The sequence below is a fragment of the Clostridium tertium genome (assembly GCF_902652255.1).
Classification (GTDB): domain Bacteria; phylum Bacillota; class Clostridia; order Clostridiales; family Clostridiaceae; genus Clostridium; species Clostridium tertium_A.
This window is the reverse complement of the sequence record NZ_CACRTO010000013.1, coordinates 246,622-258,781: the sequence shown is the minus strand read 5'-3', so window position 1 is coordinate 258,781 and position 12,160 is coordinate 246,622. Positions and strand designations below refer to the sequence as shown.

The window sequence follows — 12,160 nt, the reverse complement described above, 5'->3', positions numbered from 1 at the left end:
TAAGCAAATGTTCTTGCGGAACTAATTGCTCTAACATTACTACTTCCATTTGATTTTGTGATTCTTTTCTTTCGTTTATCATTAGTAAACTCCTATGTAATAAATTAAAATATTTATTATTATATTACATATATGTATAAAATTAAAGACTGCTGACACTTTGTCAGCAGTCTGAAAAAAACACCTCTGTGATACAGAGGTGTTTTTTTATATCTTATTTTCAAAAACTCTATAAGAGTTTTATCCATCATTCTTCATTTTCCATTATTCATTATTCATTACTCATTATTCATTATTCATTATTCATAATTCATTATTCATAAAAAAGCTGCCTTAAAGGCAGCTTTTTATAATCCTAAGTATTCTTCTAATGTTAAATCACTATTTTTAAAATTTTTACTATGTTCTACTCCAACATATCTAAAATGCCATGATTCATGCATATATCCTGTTTTCCATTCCTTGCCTTCTGGATATCTTAGTATAAATCCATATTTATGACAGTTTTCTTTCAACCACTTAGCTTCATCAGTGTATTTAAAATTTTCTTCAGCCCATAAAGATCTATCTGCTCCACCAATATCAAAGGCAAGCCCTGTTTGATGTTCACTAAAACCTGCTCTAGCTGAAAAAGTATCCGTTGGATCTTGCCCATAATTAGCTACATAATTATTATATAATCTATTTTGAGTCCAGAAATTTCTATAAGTAGAAAATGCATTTAAATAAATTCCTTCCTTAGATGCATCTGCTTTCATATTTTCAAAAGCTTGTCTAGCTTCTTCACTTTCACCTGGAGCAAAAGTATCAGGAAGACCGTACTCTTTATTTACAATTAACACTCCATTAACATACTTTGGTTCTCTTGTGCTCGGATCCTCATTAGAGGCTTCATTATATTTTTCATTTACTCTTCTAGCATTAGCTTCTTTTTTAATACTCTCTATATAAGTTTCTAGCTCTTGTAGCTTTTCCTTTGCATCTATGTATTTCTTTTCTTTAAATAAAGCATTATAACTATTAGTTATATCATTTACCTTATTTATTTCTTCCTCATTAAATCCTTTTAAATCATCTGAATTAATTTTATTGGAGTATGCTTCTAAATCTCTTTCATTTTCAGCACTTATTTGGTTTATTTCAGTATATAAACTAGATATTTCATTCTTCAATTCTTCATTTATATCATCATTAAGCTTACTTTGAATACTATCTATAGATTCTTTAATTTTATTAATTCTTGAATCATCACCATATATATTATCTATACTCTTCTTAATAATCTTAAAATCTTGAATTGTTTCTAATTCAGAATTAAATCTTTCACTGGCAATTGCTTCATTCTTATTAAGTTTAATATGTTTAAACTTAATAGGTCCATAAATAACTATTCCAAGTATTACCAAAAATAATACTAACTTCTTTGTTCTATTCTTTAGTGCTTGCTTCTTACTTATTTGTTTCTTATTCAAAATACTCACCTTTTTAAATATTTTAACTTTCTTCTAATAATATTTTTAAATCTTCTCTTAACTCTTTATTTAAAGAATATTCACTTAAGTAATACAACTTACTGTTAATATCATCATCTTTTTGATCAAGAGTGTAATAAGTCATTGCTGCATTTATAGATAGCTCTTCACTAACTTTTTCTATTTCCACTATTTTTTCTTCATTATCATCTATTGTCATTATCTCACTAAGATTAATTGAAGTCTTACCCATTGCAATTATTTTTAAGAACTTTAAGTGACCTTGAGTAAATCTTTCAGCAGCATTAATTAAATGTTTTAAAGTTCTATACGCATATTCTATTTCTCCTGATTTAACAAAGCTTCTATAGAAATGCTGTATTATTCCTATAACTTGATTATTCTTTTTAATTTGTGACATAAATCCTAAAATTATCATTTTATTATCATCATTAAATGTAATTAAATTATTTGTAATCCAATTTACTATTTCCTCTGTTTTAACACCCTCACTTGCTAACTTACATAAAAGATTTGTTGCCTTTAAATTAAGTTTAGAATTCTTTTGAGAAACTCTTTCTAATATGGAAACTGCATTTCCTTTGAAACTATATATTATCATTAACACACTATTTTCTACAGCTACATTCCACTCTTCTTCATCAAAGTACTTGCTGTCATACTCTGATGGCATATGTATATTATTATTCAAGAATTTAGGTAATTCTCTTAAATTATCTTTCCCTATTCTTATTGCTGCATCTCTTGCAACAGATTTAACTTCATCAAAGTCATCATAGATATCTATTACTTTTAAAATTTCATTTATTATTAAATTATCTATTTCTTCTTGAGTAGGTCCTTTATTTTCTTCCTTGTTGACTTCTTCAGTTTCTTCTAATTCATTTCCTTCTATTTCTATCTCTATTTCTTTTTCTTCTATTTCATTATTTATCTCTTCTTCTGTTTCTTCTTTTATATTTATATCAGAATTTTTATCGTCATGCCTTATATCTTCAATATAATTTTCTCTTTTATCATCTTCAAAAAAATTATTATCCTCTTCATTTTCATACATTCCATTTTTAAACTTCTTAAAAAAACTAAAAATCCCCATTACTATTTCCTCCCAAAGTCTGTATCTCCTATTACCTCTATTCCATTCTCCCTTAAAACCTTTGCAGTTAAACCCATGCCTGAAATTTTATTAGAAGAAAAGGTTCCGTCATAAACATATTTCACTCCGCAGGAAGGACTCCCCTCTTTCAATATTGCTTTTTTTATATTATATAAATTAGCAATTTTTAAAGTTTCTTGTGCTCCCTTTAGAAATTCACTTGTTACATCTATTTTATCCTTAGTTATTATTTTACTATTACTATTACCTTGTAATATATCCTCTGCTTTACCTATTATCTCTGCTGGTATCCTAGGTGTATTGAGTCCACCTAGTTGCTCAGGACATACTAATATGGCTTTACCTTCTTTAACTAATTCTAAACATTCACTATTTAAATTATTACCACCATTGTATTTACAATTAACTCCACATAAGCAACTACTAATAAGATACATAAATACACCTCTTTTCTCTAATAATTATATCACAAAAAAAAATTCAAGGCGACTTTACATATATTAAGAATTTCTTTCAAATTAAATGTTATTTAAATATTTTTCAATAACTTTATACTATATTATTTTAATAAGGCTACCTTTTAGGCAGCCCTATTTTTTATTTTAAAATTGCAATAGTTACTCCATCTCCACCTTCACCATATTCACCAAGCCTATAACTCTTAACGTGAGGATGTCTCTTAAGCATTTCATTAATTGCCTTTCTAAGAACTCCTGTACCCTTACCATGAACTATGGTAACTTCTCCAAGATTAGCAAGGTAAGCTTCATCCAAATATTTATCTGCTTTATAACAAGCTTCTTCAGAATCCATTCCTCTTAAATCTACCCTACTATCAATAGATTTTAATTTAAGTTTAAGTTCTCTCTTCTTCTTTTCCTTTTTATTACCTGCATTTTTAAGTAATCTTAAATCCTTAAGCTTAACATTTATTTTCATTATACCAGCTTCAACTTGCACTTCACCTTTATTATCAGGCATTGTTATAATAATTACATTTTGGTTTAATGAAGGTAAATAAGCATCCATCCCTAAAGTTACTTTAGTTATTAATTCACCTTGATTTTCTTTTTCCTTATATAAAGCTGATTCCTTCTTTTCTAAGCTGTCTTTTAGCTTCTTTCTTTCCTCTTCAAGTCTCGCTCTTCCACCTTGTACTATACCAAGCTTTTCAAGTTCTCTCATAGCCTTTAGAATTTCATCTGCTTCATCCTTAGCCTTTGATATTATATCTTTAGCTTCTTTTCTCGCTTCACTATAAGCTTTATCTCTTACTTCATCTAACTTTCTTAGCTTCTCTTCATATTTCTTTTTAGACTCTTCAGCCTCAATCTTTATTCTCTTTGCTTCCCTTGCATCCCTATTAGCTAAAATACTCTTTTCTTGTAAATCTCTAATTAAGTCTTCAAACTTTAGATTTTCAGAAGATATGTTATTCTTTGCTTTATTAATTACTTCTTCCCTAAGTCCTAATCTCTTTGATATTTCAAAGGCATTAGATTTTCCTGGAACACCTATTAATAATCTATAAGTAGGTCTTAATGTTTCAACATCAAATTCTACCGATGCATTTTCTATACCTTCTGTTCTTAATGCATATCCCTTTAATTCACTATAGTGAGTAGTAGCAATCAACCTTACTCCTCTTTCTCTTAATGAATCTAAAATTGATATAGCAAGAGCAGCACCTTCAACCGGATCTGTACCAGATCCTATTTCATCAAATAGTACTAATGAAGAATCTGATGCATTTTCCATAATTCTAACTATATTAGTCATATGAGATGAGAAAGTAGATAATGATTGTTCAATACTCTGTTCATCTCCTATATCCGCAAATATCTCTTTAAAAAATCCTATACTTGAAGCATCCTTTGCTGGAATCAATAATCCACTTAAAGCCATTAAGTGTAATAATCCCACTGTCTTTAAAGTTACAGTCTTACCTCCTGTGTTAGGTCCTGTAATCATAAGAGTATTAAACTCTTTACCTAAGTAAATATCAGAAGGAACTACAAACTTAGGATCAATAAGTGGATGTCTCCCTTGAATTATGTCAAAACTTCTATCCTCACTTACTGTTGGGCATATTCCATTTATGCTTGAACTATATTTTGCTTTTGCAAATATGAAGTCAAGTTCAGTTAATATTTTATAATTACTTTCTATATTATCAATTTCTTCATATACCCTATTAGATAAATCCATTAAGATTCTTTCTATTTCAGCCTTTTCTTTGAGCTTTAATTCTTTTATTTCATTATTTAAATTAACAAGACTCATAGGTTCAATAAATAAAGTTGCACCTGTTGAGCTTTGATCATGGACTAATCCTGGAACTTGCCCTTTATACTCTGACTTAACAGGTAATACATATCTATCACCTCTCATAGTATATAATGAGTCCTGAAGATATTTTGAGTTTGCTCTAACTATTGAGTTAATCTTATCTCTCACTGAAGAATTTTTCTCTTTTAAATTTCTTCTAATTGAACTTAAAGTAGAACTAGCTCTATCACTTATTTCATCTTCAGATACTATTGATATTTCAATTATATCTTCAAGTTTCTTTAAAGGAGTAAGTATGTCTATTAAATCTTCTAATAATACATGAGGTTTCTCATCTTCTCTTCTAGAAATATAATCCTTAAATCTTCTAGAACATCTAAGCATTCCACCAATTCTTAATAGTTGAGCAATAGAAAGTATTCCTCCCTTTTTCGCCCTTTCTATTCCTTCTTTAACATCAAAAAAACCTTCAAAAGGTGGATTACTTTTAGTAATTAATAAATCTAAAGCTTCATCAGTTTCTTTTAATTTTCTTTCTACTTCATATATAGTATCGTATGGACTTAAAGCAAATACTAGCTCCTTAGCACTACTTGTAATTGCATAGTCACTTACTTTTTCAATTATCTTATTAAATTCTAATACTCTAAGACTTCTCTCTTCCATCTTGTCTCCTTTACTCTATTCCTCTTCTAAAATGCCCTTTAGTATATTCATTATTATTAATTTCTATTTCTTTGTTAATCATTTTTATAACCTTTTTAACATCATTATAACTTTCATCTCTGAATTCTACTCTAAATGAATTTACTCCTAGACTTTTTAAATCATCCATTTCATCTATAAGATTTAGCGGATATGGATTTATGATGTAACTTCTACAGAAAATATCAGTCATAACTCTAAACTTTTCTTTCATTCTATCTACTAAAGTAAAACTATCTCTAGTGCAAGCTAAGTTACAATCTTTATTAGAGGATTTTTCTCCAAAAGTACTACCTATTGGACAATATTCACTTATCATTAATTCTGTTTTACCATAAATTAAACCTTGAACATTCCCCTTATTCCCTTTAAGTAAAGACTTAATTTCCTTTCTATTAAGCTCTAAACTTAAGGTTGGAATATCAATTTCATTTTGATAAAACTTAAGAGCCTCTGAATTAATAATATTTAATTTATAATCCCCTATAATAAATAATTCCTTTTGATATCTTCTAATGATCCCTGCATTTACAGTAATTAAACCCTCTATACTACCCTTTAATTTTTCAATAATATTAATAACCTTATCAAATTCACTTTTAATTATATTAGGTAGTTTTAAATAAAAGTTTATATTAGTATTCTTATTTGCTTCATCTATTAAATCTTGCATTTTAATAGCATCTCTATCTCTATTAAATATGTCAATAGCAATATTAGTTATTCCCTCTTCAATTAATGCTTTTAATTGCTCTTTTGTTATACATTGATACAGCATATCAATATTATTTTTATAATCTATATCCTTAACCTCTATTTCATTTTTAACGGGTCTTTTTCTTCTATAAGACTTTGTTATAGACTTCTGAATGCTTTCTAAAGCATCTCTTCTTAAATTATTTAAATCGCTTATTCTAATAAATCCATCTTCAAAATCAATAAACTCAACTTCATTAATTTTTAAAGCTAAATCCTGAGATTTTAAAAATCCCTCTATTACTCTTTCTTTGGTAAGTGGCTTCTTTTCTGCTCTTTCAACTATTTCACCTTTAAATATATAATCATTATTATTGAAATTTACTTGTAACTCTAATGGTTCTCCAACCTTAAAGTTAACTTTAGCTTTTAATAATATCTTTCTATTATAAGGTTTTAGAGAATCTTCAAGTGATGAAAATAATTTTTTATCTAAGGACTTAAATATCTCATCTGATACTTTATAATTAGTTGGGAATATTTTTACCTTATCTCCTCTTTTTGCTTCTTTAACTTCCTTACCCTTATATAAAATCTTATTTATAGTAAATCCAGTATCCTTTACTCTATATCCATCCCCTAATGCTATGTCTTCCTTTAATATTATTTCACCATCCTTTAAAATACTTCCTAGAGGTACCCCAGTATTTCTAGGATGATTAAAACTCATCATATCTTTCCCTAAATTCTTTTTAAGATAGGCAGTTGAAAACCCACCTCTATTAAATAATTGTAATAACTCTCTTTTTCCTGAGCTTACATTATAGTCTGTCTTATATATTTCCTTCTCTACTGCTTTTCTATAGTTATCTACTACACCAGCAACATACTCCGGTCTTTTCATTCTTCCTTCAATTTTTAATGAATAAGTTCCTGAATCTAATATGTCTTTTACATTTTCTATAGTACAAGTATCCTTTGGACTTAAAAGATAAGCCTTTCTCTCTCCAGAACTATTTCCTTTTAATGTGTACTCCATTCTACAAGGTTGTGCACATCTACCTCTGTTTCCACTTCTACCACCTATCATTGAGCTCATAAGACATTGCCCAGAATATGAAATACATAATGCTCCATGAACAAATATTTCAGTTTCTATACCTAAGTCTTTAGATATATATTTTATTTCCTCAAGAGAAAGCTCTCTTGATAATACTATTCTATGAAAACCTCTTTCCTTAAAAAATAAGGCTCCTTCTCCATTATGAATAGTCATTTGAGTTGAAGCATGAATTTCAAATTCAGGATATTCTTCTTTTACTCTCTTAAATAAACCAAGATCTTGCAGGATTATTGCATCTGCTCCTATCTCATATAAGAATCCTACATACTTAACAGCCTCTTCAATTTCATTTTCTTTTAATATAGTATTTAATGTTACATAAACCTTAACACCATAGCTATGGGCATAATCAATAGCCTTAATCATATTATCATTATCAAAGTTTGATGCATATGCTCTTGCTGAAAATTTATTTCCTCCTAAGTAAACTGCATCAGCTCCTTTATTAATTGAAGCTATAAGACTTTCCATGCTCCCAGCTGGAGCTAAAATTTCTACTTTATTCATAAAATACTTCTCCTAAACTTTTGTTTATTGCTTTATCTAATTAACGTATTTTTTCTAATTTAAATCTATTTTAGTAGAGCATTGCCCTTTCTTCTCTCTGTTGCTAAATTTACTTGAGAATCGATTAATTTCTTCTCTAAATCTAGAACCTTATACTTTAAGTTTTGAAGTTGGAATTTAATTTCCTTATTCCTCGCCTTTAGAGTATCTTTCTCATCTTTACATTTCTTGTATGATTCTTCAAGCAATTTGCATTCCTCATTAATCTTAGTAAACTTTTCAATGTAATCTTCTTCTTTATTTTTTAGAATCTTATTAGAATCTTTTAAAGTTTCTACTTCATCAAAATAATTTTCAAGTTCTTCTCTAAGTGTAAGATTTTCAGATTTCAATACTTCAACCATCTTAGATAACTCATCATTACTTTCATATTCTTCCCTAATTTCCTTTATTCTTTCCTTTAAAGTAATGTTTCTCTCCTCTAATGAGGCATTTTTCTTTAATAAATTTTCTATTTCAATATCAGCCTTATATAGCTCGTCTGCTATATTAATAGCTACTAATGTTGCACCAGCAGTTGAACTTAGCTTTCTATTATTAGACATAATATCCTTTACTTTTTCATCTACATACTTTGCAACTTGTAATAAATATTCCTCTGATTCTCTACCTCTTAAATTATAATCCATACCATTTATATTAATAGTTACTATACTCATAACACACCTCATTAACATAATATTGTCCTAAGTTAATTTTAACATAAAAATGCCTCAGTATGTATATAAATTACTATCTATACATAAAGAAAAAGATGGGACTATTACACAATGAAAAAAACTCCCGAAGGAGTTTTATAATCTTAACTATTTTTATTAGTTTGTAAACAAATATTAGTTATTTACATTTCATTTTTACCTATAGCATATGCTATTCCAAATCCTGCTAAACAAGATACAATTGAAACTAATCCCATTAATCCAAATGTAATTCCTGGGAAAATAACAAATATTGAGCCAACTACTAATCCAAATATTATACAATAAGCTGTCTGAGGATACTTGTTAAATAGTTTTTCAATAATCTTAGTCATTGATAAAAATCCTAAGATTACCCCAACTCCTACAATTCCCATATTGATAATATCAAAGTTTTTTACGATTTCTATGATAGGTTCATAAAGACCTATAAGTAATAGCATAAAAGAACCACTAATACCTGGAAGTATCATAGTTGCAGCTGCTATAAATCCTGCAACAAAAAATCCTAAAGCATTAGGCTTAAAAATAGTGCTTAAGAAAGCAGCATTTGGATTTACCTTCTCTAAAATTCCAAGTCCTGCAACTATAATGAATCCAATTACAAGTCCAATCCAATTACCAGTACTTACTTTCTTCTCTGTTGCCTTTTTATATAGTAAAGGAGCTGTCCCTACAATAAGTCCAATAAAAAAGAAATTAGTTTGCTCATTAAAATTCTTTAATAAGTAATCTATTAAATTAGTAAATAACAGAATACCTACTACTGCACCAATTCCTAAAGTTCCAAGAAACATTATATTCTTCTTTATGTCTTTAAAAAATCCATTAACTGAAGAAATAATCTTATCGTATATCCCCATAACTACAGCCATAGTTCCACCACTTACCCCAGGAATAACATTGGAGACTCCAATCACTACTCCCTTAAGTATATTAATTATATAATTCATCCCTATCTCCTTAAAAATTAAAAATAATCTATTACTGCTATACACAACATAAGACTAATGAAAAATGTAGAATGAAAGAACGAAAAATTACTTACTTAATTTTTTCATTCTTTCATTCCTTAATTCTTCATTATCTAAGCGTTGCTCCAAGCTTGTGTTCAAGACTTCTTAAAATCTTATCATGAACTTTATTTACATCATTATCTGTAAGAGTTTTCTTTTCATCTCTATATGCTATTGCATATGCAATACTCTTCTTACCTTCTGGTATTTGAGCTCCCTTATAAATATCAAATAATTGAACTTTTTCTACTAAAGCGCTACCTGCTCTTTTAATAGTTTCTTCTATTTCTTGAACTAATACTTCATCATCAACAAGTAATGCAATATCCCTAGTTACTGCTGGGAACTTAGGTAATGCTTTATACTTCTTGTTAGTCTTAGAATATTCAAATAAAATATCTAAGTTAAGTTCTGCTAAATAACATCCTGTTTCTACACCATAGTTTTCAGAAACATCAGGGTGTACTTCTCCTAAAACTCCAGCCTTTTTATTACCTATCATAATAGCTGCAGTTTTTCCTGGATGGTATGATGGATTATCGCTTTCACGAGCAAACATAACTCTACTTAAACCTAAAGCTTCTAGAGCATTTTCTACTACTCCCTTTAAATCTAGGTAATCGCAGTTACCATACATACCTATAGTTAAGATATTATTCTCAGTAGGAACAGCTGTTTCATCTTCTTTAGGAATATATACCTTTCCTATTTCAAATAATCTAGCATATTCATTGTTTCTTGAGTAGTTTCTTCCTAAACATTCCATCATTGAATGAATGGTAGTAGTTCTCATAACTGAATAGTCTTCACCTAAAGGATTTTTTATTTTAATAACATTTCTTAATTCACTGTCTTCAGGAACATTAATTTTATCAAATACCTTAGGTGATACAAATGAATAACTTATTGATTGATTTAATCCGCTAGATACCATAGTTCTAACCATTAAATCTCTTAAAATTTCATTTTTATACTTAGGCTCTCTACCTGTAGAAGCACTATATATTGTTGTTGGTATTTTATCATATCCATAAATTCTTGCAACTTCTTCAGCTATATCTTCCTTAATTGCGATATCTACTCTGAAAGTAGGTATTTTAATATCTAAATTATCGCCATTAATTTCAGTTTTTAATTCTAAAGCATCAAGGTATTTTTTCATATCTTCTTTAGCTATATCAGTTCCTAAGAACTTATTAATCCAATTAGAATCTACAGTTATATTTCCTTCTTCTTTTTTAGAATTATATATATCTATAGTTCCTTCCATAACTTCACCACAGCCAAGTTCGCATATTAAAGCACACGCTCTATTTATAGCTAATTCAGCTAGATTTGGATCTATATCTTTTTCAAATCTTGCTGAGCTTTCACTTCTTAAGTTAAGCTTCTTAGAATTTACTCTAATATTAGTTCCATCAAAATTTGCAGCTTCAAATATAACTGCTGTAGTATCATCTTGAATTTCTGAATTTAATCCCCCCATAATTCCAGCTAATCCTATAGATGTTTCATTATCTTTTATACATAAGAATGTTGAATCTAAAGTTCTTTCTATTCCATCTAATGTAACAAACTTTTCTCCATCTTTAGCTCTATCTACTACGATTTTACCACTCTTTATTTCTCTTGCATCAAATGCATGCATAGGTTCCCCTATTTCAAGCATTACGAAGTTAGTTATATCTACTATATTATTAATAGGTCTAACGCCTGCTTCTAAAAGTCTTTCTTGCATCCAGCTTGGTGAAGGCATAACTTTAACGTTTTTAACTCCTCTTGCCATATATCTTCTACATAAAGAGTCCTTAATTTCAACTTTTAATACATCATTAATATTTTCATTACACTTTACTTCATAATTAAAGTTTGGCATTTTATAAGTAGTTCCAAGTGTAGCAGCTGTTTCTCTAGCCATACCTACCATACTTAAGCAATCTGGTCTATTTGAAGTAATATCAAAATCTAAAATAGACTTATTTAAATTTAAATATTCTTTAATATCCATTCCTAAAGGTGCATCTGTTGGAAGTATCATTAACCCATGAACTGGTTCATCTCCAGCAATTCCAAGCTCTTCTTCAGAGCAGAACATACCGTTAGAAACTACTCCTCTAAGTTTACCTTTCTTTATTTCACTACCATCAGCTAATATTGATTTATGAAGAGCTACAGGTACTACATCTTGCTCTTTCATATTAGTTGCTGCAGTTACTATTTGAATATTTTCTTCTGCTCCAATATTCACTTGACAAACCTTAAGTTTATCAGCATCAGGGTGAGCTGTTATTTCAACTATCTTTCCTGTTACTACATTCTTAATTACATCACCTTGAGTAATAACTTCTTCTAATGCAGAACCAGATAAAGTTAATCTATCTCCAAGGTCTTTTGCATCTATATTTATATCAACATAATCTTTAAGCCAATTAAATGGTACTTTCATATCTTTTTCC

Annotated in this window: 8 protein-coding genes; all 8 read right to left on the bottom strand. The window is 28.7% G+C overall.

Annotated features, from left to right (window positions below):
- Window positions 1-347: 347 nt before the first annotated feature.
- Entirely contained in the window at window positions 348-1,475 is a 1,128-nt protein-coding gene (locus tag GPX08_RS06175; RefSeq protein WP_156625970.1) for a D-alanyl-D-alanine carboxypeptidase family protein, read from the bottom strand.
- A 19-nt stretch (window positions 1,476-1,494) separates the two neighbouring features.
- A complete protein-coding gene (locus GPX08_RS06170; RefSeq protein ID WP_156625962.1) occupies window positions 1,495-2,589 on the bottom strand; it encodes a hypothetical protein in 1,095 nt (364 codons plus the stop codon).
- Between the two features lie 2 nt (window positions 2,590-2,591).
- Window positions 2,592-3,047, bottom strand: a complete 456-nt coding sequence (locus GPX08_RS06165) for a DUF523 domain-containing protein (RefSeq protein ID WP_156625961.1) — start codon at window positions 3,045-3,047, stop codon at window positions 2,592-2,594.
- 160 nt (window positions 3,048-3,207) lie between these two features.
- Window positions 3,208-5,565, bottom strand: a complete 2,358-nt coding sequence (locus GPX08_RS06160; protein ID WP_156625960.1) for an endonuclease MutS2 — start codon at window positions 5,563-5,565, stop codon at window positions 3,208-3,210.
- 10 nt (window positions 5,566-5,575) lie between these two features.
- Window positions 5,576-7,930: a U32 family peptidase gene (locus GPX08_RS06155; protein ID WP_156625959.1), complete on the bottom strand. Its 2,355-nt coding sequence runs from the start codon at window positions 7,928-7,930 to the stop codon at window positions 5,576-5,578.
- A gap of 65 nt (window positions 7,931-7,995) precedes the next feature.
- Window positions 7,996-8,649 (bottom strand): cell division protein ZapA, encoded by a 654-nt coding sequence (zapA, locus tag GPX08_RS06150; protein ID WP_156625958.1) that lies wholly within the window; start codon window positions 8,647-8,649, stop codon window positions 7,996-7,998.
- 182 nt (window positions 8,650-8,831) lie between these two features.
- Complete coding sequence (locus tag GPX08_RS06145) at window positions 8,832-9,641, bottom strand: DUF368 domain-containing protein (protein WP_156625957.1); 810 nt, start codon at window positions 9,639-9,641, stop codon at window positions 8,832-8,834.
- Between the two features lie 130 nt (window positions 9,642-9,771).
- Complete coding sequence (locus tag GPX08_RS06140; RefSeq protein WP_156625956.1) at window positions 9,772-12,150, bottom strand: phenylalanine--tRNA ligase subunit beta; 2,379 nt, start codon at window positions 12,148-12,150, stop codon at window positions 9,772-9,774.
- Window positions 12,151-12,160 lie beyond the last annotated feature (10 nt).